27 protein-coding genes and 1 pseudogene are annotated in these 26,832 nt (G+C 69.8%); 24 read left to right on the top strand and 4 right to left on the bottom strand.

Features of this window, described 5'->3' with window-relative positions:
- The first annotated feature begins 91 nt into the window (after positions 1–91).
- From ACFZDJ_RS13765 to ACFZDJ_RS13660, 22 genes are all read left to right on the top strand, one after another.
- A complete protein-coding gene (locus ACFZDJ_RS13765) occupies positions 92–514 on the top strand; it encodes a hypothetical protein (protein ID WP_391058777.1) in 423 nt (140 codons plus the stop codon).
- Positions 511–1,293 carry a hypothetical protein gene (locus tag ACFZDJ_RS13760; protein ID WP_391058774.1) on the top strand — a complete coding sequence of 261 codons (783 nt, stop codon included), beginning with the start codon at positions 511–513 and terminating at the stop codon, positions 1,291–1,293. Before ACFZDJ_RS13765 ends, ACFZDJ_RS13760 begins: the two co-directional genes overlap by 4 nt.
- A complete protein-coding gene (locus tag ACFZDJ_RS13755; protein WP_391058771.1) occupies positions 1,290–2,213 on the top strand; it encodes a hypothetical protein in 924 nt (307 codons plus the stop codon). The genes ACFZDJ_RS13760 and ACFZDJ_RS13755 overlap by 4 nt, the downstream gene beginning before the upstream one ends.
- A 31-nt stretch (positions 2,214–2,244) precedes the next feature.
- Complete coding sequence (locus tag ACFZDJ_RS13750; RefSeq protein ID WP_391058769.1) at positions 2,245–3,003, top strand: hypothetical protein; 759 nt, start codon at positions 2,245–2,247, stop codon at positions 3,001–3,003.
- 29 nt (positions 3,004–3,032) lie between these two features.
- Positions 3,033–3,443, top strand: coding sequence for a hypothetical protein (locus ACFZDJ_RS13745; RefSeq protein WP_391058766.1), 411 nt, complete (start codon positions 3,033–3,035; stop codon positions 3,441–3,443).
- A 33-nt stretch (positions 3,444–3,476) separates the two neighbouring features.
- The gene (locus tag ACFZDJ_RS13740) at positions 3,477–4,241 is read left to right on the top strand and encodes a DUF317 domain-containing protein (RefSeq protein WP_391058763.1); all 765 of its coding nucleotides are present in this window, start codon (positions 3,477–3,479) and stop codon (positions 4,239–4,241) included.
- 266 nt (positions 4,242–4,507) lie between these two features.
- On the top strand, positions 4,508–4,894 hold the full coding sequence (locus ACFZDJ_RS13735; protein ID WP_391058760.1) for a hypothetical protein: 387 nt from the start codon (positions 4,508–4,510) through the stop codon (positions 4,892–4,894).
- Positions 4,891–5,703 (top strand): DUF317 domain-containing protein, encoded by an 813-nt coding sequence (locus ACFZDJ_RS13730; protein ID WP_391058757.1) that lies wholly within the window; start codon positions 4,891–4,893, stop codon positions 5,701–5,703. The genes ACFZDJ_RS13735 and ACFZDJ_RS13730 overlap by 4 nt, the downstream gene beginning before the upstream one ends.
- Positions 5,704–5,764: 61 nt before the next feature.
- The gene (locus tag ACFZDJ_RS13725; protein ID WP_391058754.1) at positions 5,765–6,544 is read left to right on the top strand and encodes a hypothetical protein; all 780 of its coding nucleotides are present in this window, start codon (positions 5,765–5,767) and stop codon (positions 6,542–6,544) included.
- Positions 6,541–7,314: a DUF317 domain-containing protein gene (locus ACFZDJ_RS13720; protein WP_391058752.1), complete on the top strand. Its 774-nt coding sequence runs from the start codon at positions 6,541–6,543 to the stop codon at positions 7,312–7,314. The genes ACFZDJ_RS13725 and ACFZDJ_RS13720 overlap by 4 nt, the downstream gene beginning before the upstream one ends.
- A 33-nt stretch (positions 7,315–7,347) precedes the next feature.
- Entirely contained in the window at positions 7,348–9,129 is a 1,782-nt protein-coding gene (locus ACFZDJ_RS13715; protein ID WP_391058749.1) for a TraM recognition domain-containing protein, read from the top strand.
- A gap of 94 nt (positions 9,130–9,223) precedes the next feature.
- On the top strand, positions 9,224–9,784 hold the full coding sequence (locus ACFZDJ_RS13710; RefSeq protein WP_391058746.1) for a hypothetical protein: 561 nt from the start codon (positions 9,224–9,226) through the stop codon (positions 9,782–9,784).
- Between the two features lie 13 nt (positions 9,785–9,797).
- The gene (locus ACFZDJ_RS13705) at positions 9,798–10,376 is read left to right on the top strand and encodes a hypothetical protein (protein ID WP_391058742.1); all 579 of its coding nucleotides are present in this window, start codon (positions 9,798–9,800) and stop codon (positions 10,374–10,376) included.
- Positions 10,373–11,137, top strand: coding sequence for a hypothetical protein (locus tag ACFZDJ_RS13700; protein WP_391058739.1), 765 nt, complete (start codon positions 10,373–10,375; stop codon positions 11,135–11,137). Before ACFZDJ_RS13705 ends, ACFZDJ_RS13700 begins: the two co-directional genes overlap by 4 nt.
- Positions 11,138–11,412: 275 nt before the next feature.
- Positions 11,413–12,126 (top strand): DUF317 domain-containing protein, encoded by a 714-nt coding sequence (locus tag ACFZDJ_RS13695; RefSeq protein WP_391058736.1) that lies wholly within the window; start codon positions 11,413–11,415, stop codon positions 12,124–12,126.
- Positions 12,127–12,301: 175 nt separating this feature from the next.
- On the top strand, positions 12,302–12,973 hold the full coding sequence (locus tag ACFZDJ_RS13690; protein ID WP_391058733.1) for a hypothetical protein: 672 nt from the start codon (positions 12,302–12,304) through the stop codon (positions 12,971–12,973).
- A 112-nt stretch (positions 12,974–13,085) separates the two neighbouring features.
- On the top strand, positions 13,086–13,955 hold the full coding sequence (locus ACFZDJ_RS13685) for a hypothetical protein (RefSeq protein WP_391059161.1): 870 nt from the start codon (positions 13,086–13,088) through the stop codon (positions 13,953–13,955).
- Positions 13,956–13,960: 5 nt separating this feature from the next.
- Entirely contained in the window at positions 13,961–15,229 is a 1,269-nt protein-coding gene (locus ACFZDJ_RS13680; RefSeq protein WP_391059158.1) for a DNA cytosine methyltransferase, read from the top strand.
- Positions 15,229–16,338 (top strand): DnaB-like helicase N-terminal domain-containing protein, encoded by a 1,110-nt coding sequence (locus ACFZDJ_RS13675; protein ID WP_391058730.1) that lies wholly within the window; start codon positions 15,229–15,231, stop codon positions 16,336–16,338. Before ACFZDJ_RS13680 ends, ACFZDJ_RS13675 begins: the two co-directional genes overlap by 1 nt.
- Before the next feature lie 67 nt (positions 16,339–16,405).
- On the top strand, positions 16,406–17,782 hold the full coding sequence (locus tag ACFZDJ_RS13670; RefSeq protein WP_391058727.1) for a DUF317 domain-containing protein: 1,377 nt from the start codon (positions 16,406–16,408) through the stop codon (positions 17,780–17,782).
- A gap of 368 nt (positions 17,783–18,150) precedes the next feature.
- Positions 18,151–19,893: a hypothetical protein gene (locus ACFZDJ_RS13665; protein WP_391058725.1), complete on the top strand. Its 1,743-nt coding sequence runs from the start codon at positions 18,151–18,153 to the stop codon at positions 19,891–19,893.
- A 154-nt stretch (positions 19,894–20,047) separates the two neighbouring features.
- Positions 20,048–20,650, top strand: coding sequence for a histidine phosphatase family protein (locus ACFZDJ_RS13660; RefSeq protein WP_391058722.1), 603 nt, complete (start codon positions 20,048–20,050; stop codon positions 20,648–20,650).
- 132 nt (positions 20,651–20,782) lie between these two features.
- Here ACFZDJ_RS13660 and ACFZDJ_RS13655 read toward each other — a convergent pair whose 3' ends face one another.
- Both ACFZDJ_RS13655 and ACFZDJ_RS13650 read right to left on the bottom strand, forming a co-directional pair.
- Complete coding sequence (locus ACFZDJ_RS13655; protein WP_391059155.1) at positions 20,783–21,181, bottom strand: endonuclease domain-containing protein; 399 nt, start codon at positions 21,179–21,181, stop codon at positions 20,783–20,785.
- Between the two features lie 605 nt (positions 21,182–21,786).
- Positions 21,787–22,677, bottom strand: a complete 891-nt coding sequence (locus tag ACFZDJ_RS13650) for a DUF5655 domain-containing protein (protein ID WP_391058720.1) — start codon at positions 22,675–22,677, stop codon at positions 21,787–21,789.
- 851 nt (positions 22,678–23,528) lie between these two features.
- Here ACFZDJ_RS13650 and ACFZDJ_RS13645 point away from each other — a divergent pair.
- A pseudogene (locus ACFZDJ_RS13645) lies at positions 23,529–23,882 on the top strand (TIM barrel protein); the annotation flags it as partial.
- A gap of 70 nt (positions 23,883–23,952) precedes the next feature.
- On the opposite strand, the gene ACFZDJ_RS13640 reads toward ACFZDJ_RS13645, so the two are convergent.
- Both ACFZDJ_RS13640 and ACFZDJ_RS13635 read right to left on the bottom strand, forming a co-directional pair.
- A complete protein-coding gene (locus ACFZDJ_RS13640) occupies positions 23,953–24,120 on the bottom strand; it encodes a hypothetical protein (protein ID WP_391059153.1) in 168 nt (55 codons plus the stop codon).
- Positions 24,062–25,087, bottom strand: coding sequence for a hypothetical protein (locus ACFZDJ_RS13635; RefSeq protein WP_391059150.1), 1,026 nt, complete (start codon positions 25,085–25,087; stop codon positions 24,062–24,064). The genes ACFZDJ_RS13640 and ACFZDJ_RS13635 overlap by 59 nt, the downstream gene beginning before the upstream one ends.
- 161 nt (positions 25,088–25,248) lie before the next feature.
- Between ACFZDJ_RS13635 and ACFZDJ_RS13630 the strand changes: the two genes are divergently transcribed.
- A complete protein-coding gene (locus ACFZDJ_RS13630; protein ID WP_391059147.1) occupies positions 25,249–26,376 on the top strand; it encodes an IS30 family transposase in 1,128 nt (375 codons plus the stop codon).
- Positions 26,377–26,832 lie beyond the last annotated feature (456 nt).

Below are 26,832 nucleotides of genomic sequence, written 5' to 3'. Positions count from 1 at the left end.
ACGATCCCCGGTTACCGAAACCGGGGATTCTCCGGAGTCTTGTTCCTCCCACCGCCTCCCCTGCGCCTGCTCGTGGAAGGAACACCCTGCTGTGCCCGACGCCGTCTCCCGTCCACCGCATGCCCCCGGCGACATCGTCACCCCCGAACGGGACATCAATCACCAGCACTTCCGGCCCGGCGACCAGGTCGTCATCCTCAAGGGCACCTCCGGCAGCAATCTGTGGGGGGACACCTACAAGGTCGTCACGCCCTCGTGGCACACGCCGACCGACGAGGACGGGTGGCGGCTGTACGACCCGGACGGCGGCGCGCGCACCTACGTCACCGCTCACCCGCGCTACCTCGTCCACCTCTCCCGCCGCTGCCCGGACTGCCTCATCTACCAGCAGGCGCTGCGCATGTATCTCCTCCCGCGCCTGGCCGGCACTTTGGGGGACGTCGACTGCGGCTGGTACTCGCTCACCCCTCTTAACCAGGTGGTGCACGTCGCCGACGCCCGAGGCGGGCGATGACCCGCACCGTCGGCTCGGAGCGCACAGCGGCGATGGCCCGCGCGGCGTCGATCGCCATCGAGACGGTCGCCGGGACCCAGTGGCCGGTACGGCTGGCCGAGGACCTGCGTGATCTGGACGCGACGTGGCAGGAGTCGGCCGAGGTGTGCGCCGAGGTCGCCTGGCAGGCCCGCGCCGCCGGGAACAGTGCACTGGTGCTGCTCGCCCCCGGGGACGTCACCGACCCTGGCCCCGGACCGGGCCCGGTCGTCTCGCGGACGTACCGGCACCTTTATCTGGGCGCCCTGCGCTACGACTTGCGGTGCCGCTCCATCGAATCCCTCCTGAACCAGGTGCCGTTGAGCGTGCTGAACGCGGACCCGTACAGCTGGGCGCTGTACGCCTTCGCGCGCCTGGGCCAGTCCCGCTCGGACGGTCTGGCCGTGATGGAGCAGGTCCTCGCCACCGCGGCGGATCACACCAAGACGCTGCACGTCCTGCTGCACGGGGTGTGGCTGGGCGGCCTGCTTCCCGGCCGCGCGGACACCCTCCTGGCTCTCGTGGACCGGCTGCCCGACGGCGGCGACGGTGATCCGATCGCGCAGTTCCGCAAGGCGTCGGCGCTGCGCGCGCTGGGGCGCTACCCCCAGGCTCACGCGGCCGTCGAGCGCGCCCTGGAACGTCTGCCACCGGGCCATCTGGCCGTCCACGCCGACCTGGTGCGCGAGCACACCCTGATCACCGCCGCGTACGACCTGACCCACCTCACCCATCAGCGCCGGAAGCCCAACCCGCAATGATCATCCGTATCCATCCACGCCACTTCACGCCCGCCGAGCCGCTCACCGAGGCCCTCGGCCGGCCGGTCAGCAACCTTGAGGGGCTGACCGAATACACCGTGGTCGCCCACTGGCCGGGGCTGGACTACTGCACGCCTGACGACGAGCAGAAGACCTGGACGTCCGCCGAGTGGGCCGAGCACCTGGACGCCTCCGCCTGGCAGCACCCCGACGCGGCCAGTGCGCCGGACGACATCCGCTCCATCTGGCACGCGGATGTGCGCCGGCATCCCAGCGACCGCGTGCTCACCGGCCCCGAGTGGTCCGAGATCGCCCACCGGATCGCCCGCGTCGCGGGCATCCGGCGACCGGGGGACGACCACGGCTGCCGCTGGATCGCCGTCCAGGCGCAGCCCGGCCGCCTCGACCTGCTCGCCAACCTCATCCGCCCGGACGGCACCTGGACCGCGCAGCACTACCGGCTGCTGGCGCTCCTGGCAGCCGAGGGCCGGCGCATCGAGACCGAGCTGGACCTCCGTTCTCCCCAGGGCGGCGGCCCGGATTCCAGGCAGACCGCCCGGTTCGCGCAGCGCGCCGCCGCTCCGGCCAACGGTGCCTCGCCCGGCGTTGCGGACGCCACCGCCCAACTCGCCGATCTGCTCGGGCGGCTCGCCGACGAGAACACCGGTCCGCTCGCGACCGTGCGCGGCCTTGTCGAGCACACGGCCCACCGTCTCGACCGTCTTCCGCATGCTTACGGGCCGGCCGCCGGACACCAACTGGAGCTGATCGCCCGCCGCTTGCACGGCATTCAGGAGGACCTCCTCGCCACCGCCCGCGCCCTGCCCACCGCCGTAGGACCGGCGCCGCTCTCGACCCGGATGGCCACCAGCCCCGTCATCGCAACTGCGGCACCAGCCTCGGGCAACCAGCCGCGCTGATTCCCACCTCCTACTTCCTTTTGAGGAGACCATGCACGACCCCGCCCCCGACCTCGCTCTCGGCTCGTTCGCTGCCGTCCTCTCCGGCGAACTGCCCGGCGCCTGGACCAGCACGTATCACCCGAACCGTGGCGGCACCACCGGCCACAACGCCCTCACCGACCGTGTGTGGGACCTGAACGACGTCGCCGACGCCCTCGCCAGGGACGCCGTGGACCACTGCGCCGTGCTGACCCGCGACGACGGCACCCGGCTGTTCGTCGCAGACCGGCCGGGGTCCGGAGAGGGATACCTGATCGCCGCCGTGGCCCCCGCCGACGCACCGGCCGAGGCGTTCCGTGGTGTCCGCGAGCCCGACGGCATCGAGGTGGCCGCTGATCCGTTCAGCGCCGCCGAGGACATCCGGTACGACCTGCTGCCCCGGTACGACAAGGCCCTCGCCCAGGTCCGCACCAACGCCCTCCGCATCGCGGCGTCTTCGGCCGCCGAGCCGGAGCACGTGGTGATGACCTGGTCCGGCGGCACGCTCGTCGTCGAGCGGCCCGACTGTGAAGACATCACCGGGGTCCTGACCGGTCACGGCTTCGTCCTCGACACCGAACGCGACGTCTTCGTCCTGTCCGGGGACGACTCCGCGCGCCAGGCCGCGTCCGTACGAGCCGCCGGCCACCGGCTGTCCGAGCTCGGCGTCGGCGTGGTCCTGCGCAATCCGGCCGTCCGGCCCGCCCTCGGCACCGCCGCGGCCATGGCTCCGCCTCCGCCGGTCACGGCCCCGCACCGCAGCCACTGACCCCATCCCCGAAGGGGAGCACGGCATACATGGGAAACCGCGCCGACGACGAAGGCACCGACGTCGAGATCTTCATCAGAGAGCTGACCGACACGGTCCACGCCGACACACCCACCGGTGCGCCCGAGGAACTCCTCGCTCTGCTCGACCAGTTCGGCTTCGAACGCAACACCGTGAAACCCGCCGGTTGTTCGGGCCCAACCTACGTCTGGCACGAGGCCCCCGCCCATCTCTCCGAGGCCCAGAAGAAGCAGCTCGCCACGCGCGCTGTTCCGCCACTGCTGATGGCCGGATACATCGTCCGCATCCCCGACTACCTCTTCGACCCTGTCGCCTACCGCAGTGCCACCGCCCGGATCCGCTCCCAGCGCGCTACACCAACTGCCCCCGTATCAACGCCCGATACGTCCTCCAGGGCAGGCCGCTCCCGCCGTGCCTGACGCCGTCCAAGCCCTCCGTTGGCAGGATCTCCTGTGCCCCACCCCACCGTCCCCTACATCCTGGCGGCCCCCGGCTACCTCACCGGCGGCAGCGACTGGGAACTCCTGACCGAGTGGCTGCTGCGCGGCCACGGCTGGCGAAATGTGTCCACGATCGACCACCACACCTTCCTGGCCAGCCCCGACGGCCGCCTGCACGTTGGCCTCGATCGCCGCGGAGCCTGGACCTGGCACCTGCACGCGACCGGCCCGGCCGGGCCGGTATGGGAGGCAACCTTCGGCGCTCACCTCCCCGTCGAGTACGTCACCGCGCTCGTGGAGAGCCTGCTGCGACCCGACAACCGCCACATGACCGACGTCCTCGGCCCCTTGCACGCCGTCGGCTGGACCGCTGACGCCGACGACGGAGCGCCCACGGCCGTGTCACCAGACGGCCTGGTCCGCTTCACCCAGGAGGACGCCGACAGCCCGTCGCCGTACACGTGGCACGCGGCCTGCACGGTCGACGGATACACATGGTGGACCGCCGCCTTCACCGCCCACACGCCGATCGGGCTCGTCTCCGCGCTCACCCGCAGCCTCGCCTCCCCGGACCCGCTGCCCCGGATGGCCATCGGAACACCGATGTACCGGTGCGGGCCCTACACCCGCCTCAGCCAGACCGACTTCAGCTACGCCGACGAACAAGCGCTCCTCGAAGCGCGGATCACCGAAGCCCGCCAGCACCGCCGCTCCAGACCGCCAGCCGGCGCACCACCACCCCCGGCACGCCGCGAACACCGCACCCGCATGCCCTGACCGTGTCCTCCCCGCACCCCGCTCGTCACTCTCGTCTCAGGAGCCCTCCGTATCTCCCGCACCACGTCGCACTCCTCCACCCATCACCGCTGAGCGTCCGCCCCGCCTGGTCACCGCCATCTTCCGCCGATACCTGCGCGCCTTCGTCCTGAGCACCCGGGACAGGGCCAACCCACTGGTCACCGGCCGCCCCGAGTCCGCGCTGGATGAATGCCGGCGCCTCGGCCACCACACCTGACCCCCACCCGACCGCTTCCAGGAGGCCCATGGCTGAGCAGTCTCCCTTCCCCGTACGGCTAGCCGCCGACATCGCCCGTCAGCTCGGCGCGCTCACCAATTACCTTCCCGATGCCACGCCACACGAGGCCGCCCGCATTCTCGTCGCCATCCTCAGCGAAGACGGTGTCCTTGATCAGTTCACGGGCCTGCTGGTCACCGGCTCCCGGTTCGCCCAGCACCACTCCGAGCGGGGCGTCCTTCCTCCCGAGGTCTGGCTGGCGGTAGGCCGTGCCGCCAACGAACTCCATGACATCCACGTGGACCTCGACGAGCACACCGAAGCCCTCGCCGCCCTCGCCGGCACCGGGGCCAAGCCTCCCAAGACGGCCTCGAAACCGGTGCCGACCGCCATGGTCGTGAGGCGACACCGATGAGCAGGAAACAGTGGACCGGCTGGAGCACGCCGCGCGCCGGGGACGAACAGGCCGAGCAGCACTACCTCATCGAGCCGCGTTATCTCGCCGGCGGCGGGGACCTGCGCCATGTCACCGAGTACCTGCGTGCCTGCGGGTGGAGGGACAAGTCCAAGACCGGCGGACCGGTCGTCTTCGACAGCCCGGACAAGTCCGTGCGCATCGGATACGACCCGTTCACACAGCCCGGCGGCTGGACCATCCGCGGGAAGAGGACCGCGCGCCAGGAGGCATGGCACGCCACCTTCGGCCGACAGACGCCCGTCGAAATCGTCGCCGGTCTCACCGACGCCCTGACCACCGCACGCACGGCGCACGCCCCCAACGTGTGGGAACCCCTGCTGGACCAGGGCTGGAAGACCGAGCAAGGCCGGCACTTCACCGCCCGCAGTCCCGACGGCGACGCCTTCGTCCGCTTCCACCAGTCCGGCCCCGGACAAGCACACTGGTGGGCCGGGGCCCGCAACGAACACGGCCGAATGTGGGAGGCAACGTTCACTCCGACCACGCCGATGCACCTGGTGCAGGCGGTCAGCACGGCACTCGCAGACCCGCAGCCGGTGATGCGTCCCCTCGGCCACATCCCGCCCTCCCGGAGGATCCGCACGACCTCCGTGTCCGTCCTGCCGTCCCGGCTCGCCGCGTGGCAGCAGGCCAGGATCACCGCCGCGAGGGCGGCCACGTGGGCGCGTCACTCCTTCGCCGCCAACCGGTCCCGCACTCCGCCCGGCGCGCGCCCGTACGCCGGGCAGTCAGGCCGGGCCCGATGAGCCACGAACGCTGCTCCTCCCCCATCAACGGCCCCACCGTTCACCAGGACAACCACACGCGGTGGCTGGGCCAGGTCACACCACGGCACCTGGCAGGCGGCGACGATCCCCGGCACATGACCGAATACCTGCTCGCCGCCGACTGAAGCAACCACTCAGGCCCACTCCGCACGCCGCCAGCAGCCGGGCCCCCGGACGTCGCCAACCCCGCCACCGGCACCAGCCCCACGCCACTAACCCCGGAAGGATCCACCCGATCTCCTTCGACCATCTCGTCCACCGCGGCCTCCTGCACCACCTCGACGTCTTCCTCCGCGACAGCGAGAAGATCCACAACGCCTGGGACCTCTACTCCGACGAGCACACCGACCTCGACGGCTGGCCCCACGACGACCACGCCTACGGACTGCGCCAACGCCAGCGCGACGCCGACACCGCCGCCGCGTTCGAGACCCTAGGCGCCGGCGCCCGCCACCTGTTGGCCACCGCCGGCATACAGCTGCCCCGCCTGCCGCCCGGCTCGGTGCAGTCTCACTGGGTCTACCGGCTCGGCGTCCTGCACACCGCGCTCGATCAACTCGACGCCCTGCACGAACAATGGCTACGCACCCGCGACGGACTCCCCGCCGACGCCGCGCCCGGCACACCGGCCTTCGACGACGCCCTCGCCGAGCACCACGCCGAATGCTGGAGCTACCTCGACGACTGGGCCACCCACGGCCACATCATCGACAACATCAACTCCGCCGCCCGGCACGCCCCTTCACCGCTGGCACCCCCGCCGCGTACGGCACCCGCACCGGCACCGACCGCCGGCCGGACGGTCGAGGTGCGCAGGTGAGCAGGTTCCCCGACGAGAGGATCGTGGTCGACTATGTCGCGCCGCGCCACCTGGCCGGCGGCGGCGATCCCACATGGATCACCGTTCCCCTCCACCGCGCCTGCGGCTGGAGCCTGGAACACGAACCGCTGACGCCCAGCGTCGGTCTCACCAGCCCCGACCAGAAAGCGCTGCTGCGCCTGGAGCCCGACCCCGACAGCCAGTGGTGGACCCTCCACCACACCGCCGAACCGGCAGCACCGGCCTGGGACGCGAGTTTCGGAGCCCGTACCCCCGTTGAGTTCATCGCAGCCGTCACCGACGCCCTCACCGACCCGGCGGCGGACACGGCTGCGACGCCGGACCCCTACCACATACTGCGGCAGGCCGACTGGACCCCCGCCGGTATTCGCAACGGGCTGGTTTCGCCGGACGGCACCGCGTTCCTCCACCGCGCCGACGAGGCCAGCGCCTGGTTCGCCACCGTCATGGTCAACGGCTCCCGGATCGTGTGGCACGCCCACTTCAGCGAACACACGCCACCCCGCCTGATCGCCGCGTTCACCGCGTCGCTGACCGACCCCACTCCGGTCGCGCGCGTCGTCGACACATGGCGCCCGCCGACGCTCAATCCCCGCCTCGTCACCCGCACCCAGGTCGGCATGCGCGCAGCGCTGGTCGCCTTCGCCCTGGAAGACCGCGTCCACACACTCAGTACCCGCCATGCCCCGCCCGCCGCACCGCCGAGCGCCCCGCCCGGACAGCCGCCCGGCCCCGGCCGCAGCCGCTGACCTCCCGTCCCCGCACCGGAACACACCGCGCCCTTGCCCCCTTCCTCCAGCAACAACGACGGCTACGATCTCGCCTTCCGGCTCCTCCTGGGCGTCCTGGCCGTCGTCGTCCCCCTCTCCCACCTCGCCTGGCTGTCCGGCAACATCACCGCCCGCCTCACCGGAGGCACCTGGGCGCCCTACCAGCCGGCCGCCGCCCTCCTGCACCCCGATCAGCTCTGGCCCGAGGCCGGAGAAACATCCCTCCTGATCGGCGCGCGCATCGTCCCGACCGCCGTCCTCCTCGCCCTCGGCGCCACGGCCGGCCTCCTGTGGGCCCGGCACAAGAACCGCGGCAGCCGTAAGACGATCACCGGTATGGCCAAGGCCAGGGACGTCGAACCCCTGATGACCAAGGCGATCACCGCCAAGGCCCGCTCCCTGCGCCCGAGCCTGAAGAACACCAAGCATGTTGAAGCCCGCGATACCGGCATCCTCCTCGGCAACTTGCAGGGCAGCCGCCACGAGGTTCGGATGGGATACGAGGACGTCGCCGTCGCGATCATGGCTCCCCGGTCCGGGAAGACCACCAGCCTCGCGATCCCCTCCATCCTCAACGCCCCCGGCCCGGTCCTGCTGACCTCCAACAAGGCCGCCGGGGACGCCTTCACCGCCAGCCATGACGCCCGCGCCCGCGTCGGACAGGTGTGGTCGATGGACCCGCAGCAGATCGCGCATGTCGCACGCGCGATGTGGTGGAACCCGCTCGCCGACGCCAAAACCCTCGACGGCGCCGGAAGACTGGCCGGCCACTTCCTCGCCGCCTCGGTAGACGCGAATCAGCAGGGAGATTTCTGGTCCAAGGCCGGATCCAACATCCTCAGCCAGCTTTTTCTCGCCGCCGCGCTCGACGAACGCCCGATCACCGACGTGATGCAGTGGCTGGCGTTCCCCGCCGACCGCACCCCGCTGGACATCCTGCGCGACCACGGTTTCACCGCGGTTGCCGCGCAGCTCAAGGGCACCGTCGAAGGCCCGCCCGAAACCCGCGACGGTATCTACGAGACCGCCCGCCAGTACGCCGCGGCCCTCCTCAACTCCGAGATCGCCGCCTGGATCACGCCGCAGAAGGACGTCCCGGAGTTCCGGCCCACGCAGTTCGTCACCTCCACCGACACCCTGTATCTGCTGTCGAAGGACGGCGGAGGCGGAGCCTCGGCGCTGATCGCCGCGTGCGCGGACTCCGTGATGCGGGCCGCGACCGCCCAGGCCGAACGCGCCGGCGGACGCCTCGACCCGCCGATGCTCGCGATCCTCGACGAGGCCGCCAACGTCTGCAAAATCAGTGATCTCCCCGACCTGTACAGCCACTTGGGCTCGCGCGGGATCATCCCGATCACCATCCTGCAGTCCTACCGGCAGGGCCAGAAGGTCTGGGGGGACACGGGCATGGACGCCCTGTGGTCCGCCTCCACCGTCAAGGTGATCGGCTCCGGCATCGACGACCCCGATTTCGCCGACAAGCTCTCCCGCCTCATCGGCGACCACGACGTGGAAACCACCTCGACCTCCACCTCCGACTCGGGGAAGTCGACCTCGGTCTCGATGCGGCAGGAGCGGATCCTGCCCGCGGACGCGATCCGCGCCCTGCCCAAGGGCACCGCCCTCTGTTTCGCCACCGGCCTGCGCGCCGCGATGCTCGACCTGCGCCCCTGGTACGCGGAGCCCGGCGCCGACGAACTCGCCGCCGCCTCCGCCCGCGCCTCCCAGGCCATCACCGCCCGTGCCATCGCCAAGCACACCCCCCGCCAGGGCGACTACGGCACAGCCGCCTAACACCCGCCCGCACGCTCGTCGAGGGCGGCTCGCATCTTTTGGAGTTCGCATTGCAGATCGTCGACCTGGCGAGCAGACACGCCTCCTCGGCCAGGTGGCTCCCACACTGGAGACCCTGACCGCGGAGGCGGAACGGGTCCGGGAGGAGGAGATCCTCGCCCCGATCGATCAGCTCACGCCCCTCGTCCTGCGCCTGCACGAGCTGGCACTCACGTGCACGAGGCAGCTCCACGACCTCTCCACCAGCCAGTACGCCGTCATGGCGTACGGCCGGGAGAACGTCGCCCGTCTCACGGAAGCCTGTTCACAGGTGTCCCTCGCCTCCGCCCTGTGCACCATCGCCATCAGCAGCCGCACGGAGATCCTGCTGTACAGCGGCGCCGACCCCACCCCCAGCACCAGCCGCAACCACCTTCGACGGGCCTGCGTCGAAATGGACCGTGCGGCCACGACCTACCAGGCACTGGCCCAGCGGCTCTCGCGGCGTCTGGCCTCCGCCGCCGCCCGCAACGAGGACCAGCAGCTCATCGACCGCTCTCTCGCCGCCCCCGTCGCCGCCGACTCCGGCACCGTGATCGCAGGCCCGCCGCTCACCATCCCACCGAGCACTCCTCCCGAACCCGCCACGGCCAGCTCGCCCCGTACCCGGCACTGACGTCCCCCATCCCGTGCCGTGCGGCAGTCCCGCACTGATCACCGTCGCCCCCCGGCACTCCCGACTCAACTCGCCTACGGAGGCGCCCATTCACACCTATGAGACCGTCGACCTGGACGACATGGAGCTGAGCGAGGCACTGGACGCCGTCGCCGCCGACATCCGCGATCACCGCGTCACCCCGGACGGTCATGGCCTGTTCACCGCGATCCGGCACGTCGACCTGCTGTGTCACCTCGTCGCCCGTACGGCAGCCGACTCCGAGTACCGCCTCCCGCCCGCGCATCCCGATGCGCCGGCCCGCCCTTCGGCCGAGGTGCTGGGCCTAATGGCCGGTCACCTCGGGCGTGCCGTCGCCCACTACACGCAGGCCCTCGCCCCGCTCGTCTCGTTCGCCAGGCCCGCGCCGGCCTCCCTCCAGGGACAGCTCGACGCGATCGACCTTCACCGTCGCCTGCGTGTCCATCTCGACGACGCCGGCCAAGCCCTGGCAGCGGCCCGCGCCTGCCTTGGCGGACCGCGCCGTTCCCCCACGCCGAGCACGGCCGCCGCCGTACCGCGGCGCGCTGCGACCGGACGGCGCAGCGCATGAGCACGCCGCCCGCCGACACCCTGTTGTTCGACGTGCCGCCACCGCTGACGCCCGTCGAGCGGCTGCTCCACCTCGCCGATCTCTACACCCGGCACAACGACTCGCTCGACATCGTCCTGCTCACGGCGACCGCGCCTGAGCCGGAGGTCCACGTCGTGTCCGCACAGCGCCTGGCGTCCGAGACCCGCGTCGCCGTCAAGGCCATCCATGGTGAACGGCTCTACGAGAGCACGGAGTTGACGGAGACCGTGCTGCGGCTGAAGCAGCTCGCCTTCCTCAGCACCGCGTCAGCCGACTACGGCATCCAGGCTGCCCGTGAACTGACCGCGCTGGCTCCCGAAGCCGCGGTCGGCTGCGCCGCGGCTCTCGCGGCGGAGACCAGGCGACGTCACTTGTCGACCGCCCCTGTACCGGATGAACGGCTCACCGCCACCCAGCGCACCGCCCTGGCGCAGATCGCCTGCGGTCACGTCGTGGCCAGCAGTTCCCTGGGCCGGGACTTCACACGGTCCCGAGAGCCCAAGGTCCTCATGAGCACGCTGAGGGCCCTGGAGGCGAAGGACCTCGCCGAACGGACCCCGAACTCCGCTCGCGCCGCTTACGCCGGCGGCCCGGCCCAGGACCGCGTGCGCCTCACACCTGCAGGCATCACCGCCCTCGCCTCCGTCATCGGACTACCCCTGACCACGCCCGGTACCGCGCCCGGTGCGACGCCCCGTCCGAGCCCCTCCGCCGCGCAGGCGACCGCCCGAAGCCACTGAACCGCCGTCCCAGGAGCCCACCCCATCTCCACACCTCCACTCGACCTCAAGGAATTCGTCCGCCAACTCCGCGACCTCGCAGGGGACTTCGAAACCCTCCGCGCACGCGTACGCGACGTTTCCTACACCCCCGGCACGGACGCGCTGCGCCGCATCAGTCCTCTCTTGACCAAGACACAGGACCTCACGGCCACCGCCGTAGCCCGACTGACCGCGCTCGACAACAGCGCGTACACAACGCCGCCCAAGTCAGCGGTGAGGCAGGGGATAAACCGGTGAACCCGTACATGCCCGACGACCGGGTCATGGTCTCGCCCCGGTACATGGCCGGTGCCGGCGACCGGATCGCCGACGTGATCGGACCGCTCATCCACCTCTTCGGCTGGCGCCACGAACACGACGCCGACACCGGGCACATCAAGTTCGACAGTCCTGACGCCAGTCTGTTCCTCGACTTCAACCCGCTGCACCCTCTCGGCCGGTGGGTCACCGTCGCCCACCATGAGCCGTACTGGGAAGTGATGTTCAGCAGGGACGCGCCCCTGGAGGCCGTCGCCGCCGTCACCCAGGCGCTGCCCCAGCTGCTCGGCGATGCCCGTCACGCCGACCGCATCCCGATCACGGACCTGAGCCTGGACCAACTCGCCGCGCTGCACGACTGGTCCGCCGACGGTGACGTCCTCACCTCACCCGACCTGTACTGCCGACTGCACCACACGCCCGGCGAGGACATCTCCTGGCGGGTCGAGCACGCCTACTGCGAAGACGCGCCGCTGGCCACGTTCACCCAGGACACACCCGAGGCCCTCGTCCGCAACTTCTTCGACGCCCTGGCCACCCCTTTCGCCGTGGAGCGGGCCCACGCCGACGTGCCCATCATCACGCGGCATGCGAACAGCGCCCTGATCACGCCCGTCCGCCGAGCCTCGGCGAATCCACGCCTCGATCACGCCCTCGCCCAGTTCGACCGCGCCGCACGCCGCCGCTGACCCCCACCGAAACGGCTCCAGGCTGACCCCGAACACCGCACCCATCGCCCCCGCCGAACAACTCCTGCTCCTCGGCGCCGACTTCACCCGCTACAACGACACACTCCTACGGCACCCGCTGGGCGGCACCCGCACCGCAGCCGGCCTCACCGAACAGGCCGCATCCGCAGGGCAGTTGGCCCGGCAGGCGCTCGACATCCTGGACACCCTCAACGCCCAGCGGCAGATGTACCGCAGCGCCGCGATCAGTTCTGTGTACGCGCGTGTCCGTCAGCTGGCCCATCTGGCCACAGGCGCAGCCGACCACCTCCTGGCCGGTGCCGAAATCCTTGATGCCACGGGCGCCGGACTTCCCGTCGGGATCGACGACTCGCTCCTGGTCACGCTGACCGACCAGCAAGCCTGGTGGGAGGCCGGCAGGCGCGTCGCCCTCGTGACACATCTGACTGCGCTCGGGGCCGACGACGCGCTGGCGACCGCTGAGCTGTTCGTCACCGAGCGCTCTTACCGGGGCTTCCCGCCCCTCCACCATCCGCCTGCTGTCACCGCCGCCCAGGGTGCCGCGCTGCGCGCCGTCGCGCGGGGCGACGTGACGATCAGCCGCGACAAGCCCTTCGTCCGCCACGAGAACCTCCGCGTGAGCATCAGCACCGTTCGCGCTCTGGAAGCCCGCCGCCTCGTGGGCCGCGAGCAGTTCCCCGAGTGGTCCCACTACGAGCGGGTCCACCTCACCCCCGAAGGCTGCCGCGATCTCGCCGCCTCGTTCTGCCGGCCGAAGGCCCCCACATTCACCACCACGCGTCCGGCAGCGGCGCTGCCCAAAGCCACCGCCGGCCGGTCCTGCTGACGCGCCGCCCCCCGCACCCCGCTCGGCATCACCACGCCCTCACCCACGGAATTCCATGACCGCCCCCACCCTGAAAATCATCTCGCTAGGTGCCGGAGTCCAATCCAGCACCCTGCTCGCCCTGTCCGCGCACGGAATTCTCCCGAAGGCCGACTACGCCATTTTCGCCGATACCGGCTGGGAGCCCCGCGCGGTCTACTCGCACCTCGACCACCTCGTACGAGAAATCGCCGATCCCGCCGGAATACCAGTGCTGCGTGTCACCTCCGGGAATATCCGAGACGACGCTCTCGACCCCGGCCACCGGTTCGCATCCATGCCTCTCTACGTCCTCAACGAGGACGGGAAACAAGGCATGACCAGGCGACAGTGCACCGGGGAATACAAGATAAAGCCGATCAAGAAGAAGGTCCGGGAACTTCTCGGATACCCCTATCCGCAACGCATTCCGAAGAGCGTCTTCGTCGAGCAGTGGGTAGGTATCTCGACCGATGAATTCCATCGGGCCAAGGACGCCGACGTCCGTTACATGCGCAACCGCCACCCCCTGATAGACCTCAACTGGTCGCGCGCGGACTGCATCCGGTATCTCACGTCCATCGGTCTGGCGGACACGCCGAAATCGTCCTGCCTGGGCTGTCCCTTTCACGGCAACGCGCAGTGGCGCACCATCCGGGACACGAGTCCGCAGGAATGGCAGGACGTGGTCGCCTTCGACACGGCGATCCGCCAGGGCAACGCCCGCGCGAACGCGTCCGGAAACCCCCTGCTGGGGCAGGCGTTCCTGCACCGCTCCCGCGTCCCGCTCGACCAGGCCCCCATCGACCATGTCACCGCCGCCGAGTGGGCCGCCCGCCAGCAGGAACTCGGCGACCACGCGCCCGAGGTTCAGGAGCTGGAGGACGGGGTGGTGGACGGCTGCTCCCCGTGGGCCTGCCGCGGCGCCGAACCGGTGCAGGACGGCTTCGGGCTCACCGCGTGAGGCGGATCGTCCTGGACCTGTTCGCCGGACCGGGCGGCTGGAGTCACGCCCTGAGCGTCCTCGGGACGCGGGACATCGGCTTGGAGTGGGACGCGTGGGCGTGCCAAACCCGTGCCCGCGCGGGCCAGTTGACGATCCGGACGGACGTCGCCGCCTACCCCCCATCGATCTTCTGCGGCCGGGTGCGCGGACTGATCGCGTCTCCGCCGTGCCAGGCGTGGTCGATGGCCGGCAAGCGGCTCGGTCTGGTCGACCAGCCATACGTCCATCAGGCCGTCGCAGATCTCGCCTCCGGCCGCGACACCCGCGAGCGGCTGCTGGCCGCGTGTGCGGACCCGCGGTCCCTGCTGGCCGCCGAGCCCATGCGCTACCTGCACGCCCTGAACACGGTGGGCGAACCGGAGTGGCTGTTGATGGAGGAAGTACCCGACGTGCTGCCGCTGTGGCGGCAGTACGCGGCGATCCTGCGGAGCTGGGGCTTCTCCGTGTGGACCGGCATCCTCAACGCAGCCGATTTCGGTGTGCCGCAGACCAGGCGGCGCGCCATTCTGCTCGCCTCCCGCGTCCGCACCGCACAGCCCCCCGTGCCGACCCATGCCCAACTCGCCGAGCCGGACTCGTTGTTCGGGCCGGGCCGCCAGCGGTGGGTGTCGATGGCGCAGGCGCTCGGCTGGGGGGCCACCGACCGGCCGGTCCCCACCGTCTGTGCCGGCGGCGGCCCCGGCGGGGGCCCGGAGCCTTTCCCCTCCGGATCCCGCAAGGCGCTCGTGGACGCCCGCGACCGCGGCACCTGGACGCCCCGGGACGCGGACAGCCCTCTGCCCTCCTGCACAGCGGGGTCCCTACGCATCGCCCCGCGCGCTGTCCGGGCGACGAGCGCAGAGGACATCGCGGCGGCCGACTCCGCCACCGGAGAGCCCCGATGGTCGTGGTCGCTGCGCAGCAACAACCAGACCAACGCCACCGTGCGCCGCGCCTCGGAGCCCGCCGGCACCCTGTTCTTCGGCCACCGGGCCAACGAGTGCACCTGGGTCGCCGAACCCACTGACGGTGCCGAGGACGGAGAGCCGGGTACGGCGCCACCGCCGATCAGGATCACCGCGCGCGAGGCCGGCCTGCTGCAGACCTTCCCCGCCGCCTACCCGTGGCAGGGCAACAAAGGCCAGCAGTTCTCCCAGATCGGCAACGCAGTCCCGCCCCTGCTGGCCGCGCATCTCCTCGCCCCCCACCTCGGCGTCGCCCTCGACCCCGACGACTTCACTCTGGCCGCCTGATGTCCCCCACCCCCGAACCCGACGAAGACGATCTCGACGCCATCCCACCACCGCAGCCGGTGTTCCACATCGAGCAGGCCCTCCTCGGCGCCCTCCTCCTCGATCCGCACCGTCTCGGCGACGTGAGCGGCATCTGCGCCGACTCGTTCTCCACCGCCGCACACGCCGCCCTGTTCACCGCCATCAGCACGCTGCGCCCGCCCGATCCGGCCGAGCACGCGAAGAACGCCAAATGGCTCGACCGCGTGCTCGCCGCGAGCCGCAAAGAGGCACGCGGGCTGACCGCCTCGTACCTGCACACGCTCATTCAGGTCTGCCCCTGGTCCCGCCACGCACCGGCCTACGCGCGGATGGTCGAGGCCGAGCACGCGCGGCGCCGTCTGCAGGGCGCCGCCGAACACCTCGTCCACACCGTCCACGACGCCTCGCTCCCCCACCCCGTCCAGACGGTGCTCGACGAGGCCGAGGCACTCGCCAGGGTCGTGGACGACATCGCAGCCCGGTTCCCCCCGCGCGGCGGTGTCCTGCCTCGTACCCCGGCACCGCCTTCGCCACCCGCGCCCGACTACGCCGAGGCGTTGGAGGAGGAGCAGGTGCTGCTCGCGACCGCCACCGCATACCCGGCCGCCATCGAGTCCGCCCGGTGGCTGATCCCCGAGGACTTCACCCAGCCCTTGCACGCCGGACTGTGGCAGTGCCTGACCGCCCTCGCCCGCCGCAACGAGCCCGTCGACCCCGTCACCGTCCTGTGGGAAGCCCAGCAGCGCGGTCTGCTGGACAGCGGCAGCGAACCGGCGGAGGTGCTCCGCCTGCTGGCCGAACCGGCCGCTTCCCTGGAGCACTGGGGCGAACGCGCCCTGCAGCGCGCCCTCCTGGCCACCGCCGACCACGCCGGCCGCCAGATCCAGGCGTACACGGGCGACCCGGCGAACACACCCTTCCAACTCGTCGTCGGCGCCCGCCGATCCCTCGCCGACATCGGCGCCGTCCGCACCCGCTGGCAGTACGCCACCAGGCCGCTCCCGCCACCGCGACCGCGCCCCGCACCCACCACCCGCGCCGGCCCGCCGACCACCACGGCAGCACCCACCGCACGGGCAACCCGATAGCCACCCCGCATATGCCGATGGCCGGACCTCATGGCCCAGCCACCGGCACAGGAGACGACACCGCAACGTGACCCCCGCCCCGCCCATCGACGCGCACGTCCGCCTCGACACCCACCCCACTCATCCCAGCGCCGTCATAGCCGTCCTGACAGGCTCCCAGGCCAGCATCACCCACACGGGCCTGGAGGCAGCCGGCTGGACCGTCGTCGCCGAGAACGTCCTGGTCCTGGTCCGCATCGACCACGAGGAGCCCTACTGGGCCAAGGACGCGGCCACGCACCTGGCCGCCGAGGGCACAACCGTCGAGATCACCCCTCGCCTCCAGGAAGCCATGGACGAGGAATGGACCTGGGCCAGCTACCCGATGTCCTGGTGCACCCGCAGCGAGATCCGGGAGGTCTCCAACGCGGCCCAGAAGATCCACGACGACATCCGCCACGGCCGGCTCCTCATCCACGCCCACGCCGACGACGGCCACACCGCCGTCGCGGTCGGCACCTACCTCGGCCGCAACGGCAAGTCCGTCTACCTCTACGGCGAGGACCACCTGCGCCAGATCGCCGACACCTTCGACTCACCCGCCCAAGCCCTGGTCGCCTTCGAGAAAGTCCACGCCGCCGACATGCGCCCCGGCCCGGCCCCCCTGACCGACACCGAACGCGCTGCCGCCGAAGCCCGCGCCCCCCTCGCCCTCACCGCCGCCAAGCCTGAACCGGCCCACCCGGAGCCGGAGACCGTCCCGGCCTACGCAGCTGACGCCGGAGACCACGACGCTCTCCTCGACGCGTTCCTCGACGCACACGGCGACTGGGAGAGGTGGAGGACCTGGGATGACGACAGCACCGTCGCCAACCACGAATCACTCACCCTCCGGGCGCTCTTTGACCATGAGGCCCAAGGGCGCGATACCAAGTGGACGCTGGCGGCCTACGAGACACCAGTCAGCGAGCGCCTGTGGCACGCCACCGTCGCAGCCTCCACACCCGCCGAGATCGTGCTCGCCGTGCTCAACTCCGCCGCAGGCGAGTCAGCATGGGGCCCAGCCGCCAGCCTCACGGAGACCACCATCACACAGGCGACACGCCCGCTCGCCGACGCGGGCTGGAAGCAGACCATCGAAGGCCACTACATCCGCTGGGAAGCTCCCGGCGAAGAAGCCGCAGGCATCCAGTTCGACGCCTTCGCCGCAGGACAGCGCCCCAGCAGCGCTCTGCCGACGTGGACGGTGTGGGGCGGCAACGCCGTCCACCAGCCCACCTGGGCCCTGGAACTGTCCGCGCACTTTCCGACACCCCTTCTCCAGGACATTGCCTTCGAACTCGCCGGAGGACACGGCATACGGACCGTTCGGCCAGCGCCCCCGGAAGGCCCGGCGCTGCGCACGGTCCAGGCCGGCGTATCGCCCGCGCCACCGGCACCCCGCCTTTCCAACCGAGGCCGGTGACTCCGCATCCTGGCGAGACGACAGCGTCCTGGACCGGGCTGGGAATCCTCACAGCTACTGACAGCACGCATGTGCGGAGTTTCATCTGCCGTCCCGCTGCGTTTATTGAACCGCTTCCAGCCCTGAGCCGACCGACTGTCCTCCGTTCGGGGTAACTCTTTCTCGTCAGATCCCCAGGGCTTGCGTCGGGACAGGGCGGCGCGGTTGTCTGCTGTCTGCCTGGCTGTACGTGGCGGCCAGTTCCGGGTGGCGCAAACCGACCCTGCCACCGACGGAGAACACCTCCTCAAACGATGTCAGCACAGACCGTCAGATTCTGATCGTCACGCACCTCCTGCCGGGTCGGGGCAGGAACAAAGGAGAGCGTGATGCTCATTGAGCAGTACGTCGTCGACGTCCGCCGGCAGTTCACCGGCGAGAGCCTGATGGGAGCCCGAGATCGCCTGAGCGATCTTCGGGACTGGTCCAAGCTCCTGCCTGCGGCCAAGAACAGCGACCAGGCACGACTGGAGTCCTACCTGCTGCAAGCCCTCGGCGGCGGGCGAGGACGTCACCCCCTGGGCATCAACGAAGTCGTCCCCTACGCCGACCACCTCGTGCTGCGCCTGGAGTCCAAGGAACTGCTCACCCCGCTGCTGCATCTGCTGCCCCACCGGGACAGGCGCAGGTCCCGGCACGGCGTCGTCGACCTGCGGGCCTCAACCGGTTCCCGGGGCATCGAGCTGGTCCTCGGCAGGACTGGCGGCGGACGCGTCGTGGTCGTTGGACCTCAGGACTGCCATCTTGCCGCCACTCTGGAGGCGCACCGTCAAGAGGTGGAGGGCCGGGGACACGTGCCGTTGTGGACCAAGGACACTCCACACGACCCGATGCCTCGGCCCATGCGCCGCAGCCGCCCTGGGCAGACGACGAGCAAGACGGCCAAGCCCGTAGACCCGCACACCGTGCAACCACGCCTGGCCAGCGCGCTGCTGCGCCGTCTGCATCTGTGGAACTCCCTTGCCGCTGGCAGCACGGTGACCCTCACCGCCGAGCCGCACGAATCGGGGTTGGCCTGGACGGTGCAGCGCTGCCTGCCGAGCGGCCACCGGATGCACGACGACAACGTGACGAGGGCACTCACCGAATCAGTAGCCGGACCAGGGCTGATCGCAGACGCCGGCGGACACCGCTGCAACCAGCAGCAGTGCGTTCAGACGTTCGACTCAGCGCGGCTCACCGTTCACACAGTGCACGGCACAGACAACCGCCCCGCTCGACGGCCGGGCCGTGCCCGCGCTCATGTCCTCTCGACGTTCCTGAAGGAACGTCGCCCGGAGGCAGACATTGACGGTGCAGGCCGTAAAGGACACGTACTCCAGCTGATCGATCCCTGGGGAGACGGCCCGACGGACGCCGCCGAGCAACTCGCCGCCGTCTGGGCGCAACAGGGGCTGTACACACTGGTGCTCCGCGTGGACGGTAGGTATCCCCACGGTCTTGCCACAGCTTCGTGGGACCGTGCACGTCTGACGGGCGGATCCGGCGCCATGTTCGAAGGGATGGCCGACTTCGTTCACGGCGATCTCAAGGCCGACATCGCCCGGGCTCGCACGGAGTTCGACCACATCATCATGGTCAAACACCAGTGGTCGGACTTCCCCTTGCTTGGCTTCTCCCCGCTGGCCGACGACCACCTCATCGTCACAGGCAGCCCTTTCCCGAGGACGACCAAGAGCACCACAGTGCGAGCCGGGGAACTGCAGCGCCGCACCATCCCCCTCACGCCCGCCGAGTCCGCGATGGCCTGGCTGCACAGTCGCCTGGCGAGAGTCCCTTTCGCCGACGTGCCCATGACTGGCCTACTCCTTCAATGCCCCGACGAGGAGCGCGGTCCGGACGCCTTCGACTCCATGGTGGATACCGAACTCGCCCGCCACGGATTGCCGGTACTGGGCAGGCTTCCACAGCCTCCTCGCCGCAGCCCGCACCGGACCGTGCTCGACCATCTCCCCGCAGAACAGCGAGCGTTCGTGATCAAACAAGGTACCCAGGTCCGTCGGGGCCTTGGCCCGGCGCGAGCGGACGCAACCGTGTTCCTCACTGCCCTGCGTGAGTACGCCGAGTTCTGACGGGCACAGCACGCCGCCCCCGATCCGGTCCATGGCCGCGTCGGGGGCGACCTCAAGACGGCCCCACCGATACGGCACACCGGAGGATTCGACCTGTTGGAAGCCCGCGCTCGGTCCTCTCCCGGACTCGAACGCGAACGGAGACCATATCGGGATGCGTCTGATCCTGATCCGCCACGCCCAGACCCCCGCCAACGTCGCGTACACCATGCACACCAGCCTTCCCGGTCCCGCACTGACCCACCTCGGCCAGCAACAAGCCGCAGCCCTCCCAACCACCCTCGCGAACGAGAAGATCGACGCCCTCTACGCCTCCACCCACCAGCGCACGGAACTCACCGCAGCCCCGCTCGCGGCAGACCGCGGACTGCCCATACTCGTCCGCGACGGGATCCGGGAAGTCTCCGCCGGCCGCTGGGAAGGCGCGAGCGACCACGCCTCCCACACCGCCTTTCTTGAACTCGTCTTCGGCTGGCACACAGATCCGACCACGCACGTACCCGATGGAGAGAGCGGCCTGGACGTGCTGCAGCGATTCGACAGCGTCGTCGACGAAGCCGTTCGTAGCGGCGCGCAGACGGTGGCCATGGTCAGCCACGGCGTGGCGATCCGTGTCTGGCTCGCTTCCCGCGCAGCCAACGTCACCGTCGAGGACGTGCAGCAAAGAGAGCTGAACAACACCGGCATCGTGATCATCGATCACAGCACAGAAGCCACCTGGCACGTCCAGTCCTGGGACGGCTTGCCGCTCACTTAAGTATCGCCATTGGAGAGGCTCTTGGTCCTCCCGTCGTGACGTCGGCCGCCGCGAACAACGCCTGAGCGTGCCTACCTCCGCCCGGTGGCCCGGCTCACCGGTCCGTCAGCAGGTAGCACGCGGTGTGGCCGGTCATCGTTGCTGGGCTGCGAGCTCTTGATCACGGTCGAGGAGCTGGGCGAGTCGCCGGCGCACGGGCCTCTGGTACGGGAGGTGCAGTCCGAGGATCAGTGTCGGCGGCAGCGTCCGGTATCTGAACCATCGGGGATGCTGTGGTGGTGCAGTCCCCTCGGCGTTGTTGCACAGGGTGCATAGGAGACCGCGGACGAGGCCGGACTCATGGCAGTGGTCGATCACCGCCTCGGCGTGAAACGGGTGCCCGCACCCGGCGCACCTCCCTTCCTGCCAGGCAACCAGCAGTTCGAGGGGGTCCTGGTCAGGCAGAGGCACCGCCCTCAGGTACGGCCAGAAATGGCAGGCGGGTGGTTGAGCCTCCCAGAGCTTTCGTTCCACCTGCTGCTCAACCGTCATTTGGACGCAGCCGCCGATGACGTCGCGGAAGTACGCGTGCGGGTAGTCGACCGTGTCTTGCCACTCCTCGTCGTCGAGGTGGCGTGCGCATCCAGCAAGGCCCGCCAGCGGCCACGACCGGCATTTCCTGACTCCATCGCTCAGGGGCCGCCCGCACCGAACCTCGCCAGGACGCAGCCCGTCGGCTCGCTGCTTCTGTCGGATGCGTTCGACCAGAGCGAGATGTCGAGCTCGCGCCGGTGTCATCTTCGGCTCGCGAGGGGCAACGGCCGTCGTACGTAAGCTCATTCGGGCGACTCCTGAGGCAGCGGCAACGGTGCTGTCCTCATCCCATCACGCACCACTGACAGCGCGGCCGTGAGCCTTCCCGGACTCCGGGAAAGAGCCTGCAGTCACTGGCGAACGACCAGCACGCTGAGACGCCGTCCGGTCTTCGTATCCACCAATTCAGGCGCGCAATATAGCGGCGGAGTGCCGGTTACCGAAACCGGGACTCCGCCGCACTATTGGTAGTCCACCGCCACGACCTGCCCGCACGTCGAAAGGGACACCCGACGACCGAAGACTCAACGCCTCACACTCATGGCCGAGGCGCCGTCGAGCGATCAAGCCGCCGCGTAGCTCGCGCGAAACAGATCCTGCGCCCGCTCCACGTCCCTCGGCGTGCGGAGCTGCACCTCCAGATCACCCGTCCCGTGGTGGCCGAGACCGGACACGTCCCGGGTGAACCCGGGAACGAGGGCGACGCGCTTCGGGTCGACCCTCAGGTAGACCAGGAGCTTGCTCCGCTGGGGCGGGCACACGCAGGCGAAGTTCCGCAGACGCTGATACGCCCGGTAGGTCTTGCGCTCGACGCGGTTGACGCCGTCTCCGAGAGCGAGCAGCACCTCGTCGACCGCGTTCGCCAACTCCACCATCGACGCGCCCTGGACTTCGGCCGCCGCCCGCGCGACGGCCTGTCGACGCGCCCTGCGGGCTACCGGCATGCCGCCACTCACGGACGCCACGGTCTCAAGCCCGAGCAGGTTCCTGCCGAAGAGTCGGTAGCGAACCAGGTCGATCGACCTCCGGTGCTCACGCACCGCGTGCACGTCGTAGCGGGTGAAGTCGCCGGCCACGCAGATCAACCGGGGCGCGCTCCACAGCACCTGGGCCGCGGCCGTCGCCCCGAACCGGTCGCGGACCAGGTGACCGAACTCGGCACGGTGGTCCATCAGCCAGGACAGATAGAACAGTCCCTGATTGATGACGCCTGCGTCGGTGCCGCGCTTGTACTCGACGATCACAGGGGCACCGTTCTCGTCAAGGCCGAGCGAGTCGATCCGACCCCCGTGCGCGGGGCCGGTGCTGTACTCGCTCACCAGGAACCGCACCCCCAGCATCGTCTCCATGTGCGCCTCGATGAGGGCCTGCACATCCGCCTCGGCCTCAGCAAGACGCGGCGCGACCTCCATCACGCCGCCATTCGTCGTGTGGAACAGCTTCAGGCCCGACACCTTCCCCTCCTCGGCTCGAAGATGGGGAACGCCGGGGAGGGGTGCGATTGTTTCCGCGATCACCTTCGATCGCGTGAAGATGGTGTGAGAGGTTACGCCCGAGCCAATGGGACATGCTGGCGCCCCACGAGTCCCACAGGTCACCTAGTCCCACATACGTCCCACAAAACGGCTGACGCCATGTCAGAGACCTGGAAAGCCGCAGGTCAGACCAAGGGGGCCATGGATGCAGCAGGCGCCTCCTAAGCACCTGCTCTGTTGCGCGTCGTCTGGGCCGCGCAACGTTCTCTTCCGAAGAAGTCGACAGGGACAGCGACTCGCCCATGACCCGCTGTGCGGCGAGTGCACCCCCAGGAGGACGAACGCGGTTCGGGTAACCCGCCCACTCACGTCTGGCGAGCAGCGATGAAGCAGGCGGGTCAATCGTGCTCCAGCAGGCAGGTGATGACTTCGAGGGCGTGGCGGGGTCGGGAGTGGTGCGGGCGAGGTCGGGTACCTGCAGGACGCAGTGGGCCACGAGCCGGGCCATGAGATCGCCGTGGGGCAGTCCGGTCTGCTCGATGATGGCGATGATCAGGAAGTCTTCGGCTGCGGCCCAGGTTCGCCGTGCGTGCTCGCGCTGTTCCGGGGTGGAGTCGAGGAGTGCGACCGTGCACCGCATCCAGCCGCCTCCTGAGACATCGGCCCCCGATACACCACTCCCGCATGCCTCCACGCGACGCCCCGCAGCCCTGCCCGTTCGGCCGGACGTTCCGCCACCAAAATCCTTGTCGGAACGTCCTGACAAACCGATTGGCATCGCCCGGGGCCGGTCTCATAGTTACGAGCTACTAGAGCGCGCTAATGACACGCTCTACTGCGCCTCGCACTCCTTCCACCTCTCGGGCTCCGACCCGACCGCGGACATCGCCGCGATGATGCGCTACGCCGGCGACAAGCTCCAGCACGTGCACATCGCCGACTCCTTCAACCACAAGGGCTCCAGCGGCCTGCGCTACATCCTCAACCCACCCGGCACCACCGCCCGCATCCACCAGCACCTCGACATCGACCAGGGCAAAGTCGACTGGAACGCCTTCTTCGGCACCTTCCGCGCACTCGACTTCGACGGCGTGGCCACCGCCTGCGTCTTCGCCTGGGAGGAACGCGCCCACGAGTCCTCCACCTTCATGCTCGACCGCATCACCAAGGAACTCACCGTGTGAACGACCGCCCCACCAGGCCGACTTGAGAGGTGCTCTGGACATCCGGGAACCGGGTGAGTGCTCGGTGACATCACTCATCGAATCGAGTGCCCGGCCCTCCCGTGCCCAAGGCATGCCCCGCTGTGAAGTGGTGGATCCCCGGGCCTCGTTGGGCGGTGGTGCCGTCGGGCAGCAGGATCTCAGCGCGCGTGCCGGCCGGTACGGTCGCGGTGAGCTGGAAGGTGTCGTCCTCGTCGATGAACCATGCGGAGGCGATACGGCTCTACGGGCTGTGGTGTTCGGCCTCGGCGGAGCGCAGGCCGCCTCCCGGGCGGGGGGGCGATCAGGAAGCGACGGTAGGCGGGCTCCAGCTGCCGGATCCCCGCGGTGCGGGTGTGCAGGAAGGAGATGACGGCGCCCTTGCTGTAGTGGTTCAGCGAATCCTGCGGGGTACCGTCGTCGGCCAGTCCCTCCCAGCTCTCCCAGACCGTGGTCGCTCCCCGGTCGATCATCGCCAGCCAGGACGGCTGCGTGCGCTGGAGCAACAGGTCGTATGCCAGGTCGAGATGGCCGTGGTCGGCCAGGACCGGCAGCAGGTCGGGGGTGGCGAGGAAGCCGGTGCCCAGGTGCGTGCCGGCTTTCCGGACGAGCGTCGCGAGGCGGTCGGCGGCGGCCGGGCACAACCTGTCCGGTATCAGGCCGAAGGCCAGAGCGCGGACGTAGGTCGCCTGGGTGGCAGGTGTGACGGTGCCGTCGTCCGCGAGGTAGTGGGCCTGCCACGCCTTGCGGGTGCCGTCGGCGAGGGCCGCGTATCGGGCGGCGTCGGCCGTGCGGTCGAGCAGCTGGGCGATGCGGGACAACAGGTCGGCCGAGCGGTGCAGGTAGGCGGTGGCGACATCGGCGTGGTCGGCGGTGGGATCGATCACTGCAGTGCCGCCGGGCTCCAGCCACTCGCCGAAGTGATGGCCGGTGTCCCACAAGTACGGATCCGGCTCGGCCCGTTCGGGATGGTGGCGTTCCCGCGCGCACCGGGCGGCGTAGTCGACCCAGGCTGTCATGGACGGGTGCTGCTCGCGCAGGATGTCGAGATCGCCGTAGGCCTGCCACAGTTCCCACGGCACGATGACGGCCGCGTCGCCCCAGCCCGCCGAGCCGTCCAGGGCGTCCATGACGCCGGACGGGCCGCGCGGGACGATGCACGGAACGTTGCCGTCTGGCTTTGACAGTGGTTCGTGGCCCCGATCGGTAACTTGGGTTCGAGAGGTGGTTGCAACACCTGACCCTCGGGGTTGTTGCGATGACCAAGCCGCGTCGGAAGCCGAAGAAGCCCGGACCTGCGCCGTTGGCGGACAAGCGTGATCAATACCTTCGCCTCATGGCGCAGGGGATGAGCAACTCGGCCGCGTGCCGAGAGGTGGGAATCAACCGTAAGACCGGGAACCGCTGGAGGTACGGAAGGAAGGTCGTCGACCGGGCCGACAACGTGCGCGTCTACCTGCCGATCACCGAGGTAAGGGAGTCCGACGCGGTCTCCGAGCGGTTCTTGTCGGAGGACGAGAGGATCGTCATCGCCGACCTGTTGCGGGCCAAGAAGTCCTTGCGCGCCATCGCCCGGGAATTTGGCCGGGACCCGGCCACGATCAGCCGGGAGGCGCGCCGTAACCGCGACCCGCGTACCGGTATGTACCACCCCTTCCAGGCCCAGCGTCGGGCATCCGTGCGCCGCGCCCGTTCCAAGGAGGGGAAGATACGGCGTGATCCGGAGCTGAAGGAGTTCATCCAGCAGCGCCTGGACCGGCGTTGGAGCCCGGAGCAGATCTGCCAGGCCCTGCGCGCAGCCTTCCCGGACGAACCCGACCGTCACCTGGCGCACGAGACCATCTACCAGGCCGTCTACCTGCCGCACCGCGGCGGCCTGGAGCGCACGGCCAGCGCCTTGCGTACCGGCCGGCCCGCGCGTCGGCGGGCTGCTCAGCGCGCCACTCGGTTCATCGACCCAGGAACATTGATCAGCCACCGGCCGGCGGAAGTTGACGACCGAGCGGTCGCCGGGCACTGGGAAGGCGACCTGATCGTCGGCACGGCCAACCGCTCCGCGATCGGAACCCTGTTCGACCGCACCACCCGCTACGTCAAGCTCCTCTACCTCCCCGACAACCACTCCGCCGAGAACGTCCGCGATGCGCCCCTGCACGCCTTCGCGGACCTGCCCGCCGGACTCGCCCATTCGCTGACCTGGGATCAGGGCAGCGAGATGAGCCGTCACGACGAGTTCACCCGTGCCACCGGCATCCCCGTCTACTTCTGCGAGCCTGCCAGCCCCTGGCAGCGCGGCTCGAACGAGAACACCAACGGCCTGCTGCGCCAGTACTTCCCGAAGAGCACCGACCTGTCCATCTTCAGCGCAGAGGACCTCGCCTTCGTCGCCGCCGAACTCAACAGCCGCCCCCGCAGGACTCTCGGCTGGCAGACCCCCGCAGACCTCCTCGCTAAGCTCGTCGCAACACTGGAATGATCACCGTGTTGCGATGATCGCTGGAATCCGCCCTTCCGACGCGGCTTGGTCATCGCAACAACCCCGAGGGTCAGGTGTTGCAACCACCTCTAGAACCCAAGCTGTCAGCCGGAGCCAGAGACCGCTGCCGAAGCCATGGGCGGCCTGGCGGTCCGTCAGGTTCTCCGCGAACTGCAACACACTGACCAACGCCAGCTGCCCCGGGGCAACACCAACGGCGCAGGCGAAGCACAATGATCCGATTCAGTCCGGCTTCGAGAGTCACGTCCCCAACGCGGACCGGGGCAGGTGCGCTCGTGACGACCTCGCACTCGACCGTCCCGGTCCACTCCGGCCTCCACCGCGGCGAGGGCCACGTGATAGCTGCGCTGTGCGAGGTCGTGCGCGCTTACTCGGTGCTGCCCAGGGGGTGCTTCCGTTTTTCGTCGCGTGCAGTTCTGGCTTCTCCCTCCCTCG

The sequence above is a fragment of the Streptomyces sp. NPDC007896 genome, assembly GCF_042959425.1.
Taxonomy (GTDB): domain Bacteria; phylum Actinomycetota; class Actinomycetes; order Streptomycetales; family Streptomycetaceae; genus Streptomyces.
Note: the sequence above shows the minus strand (reverse complement) of the source record. Positions and strands in the feature narration are given on the sequence as shown.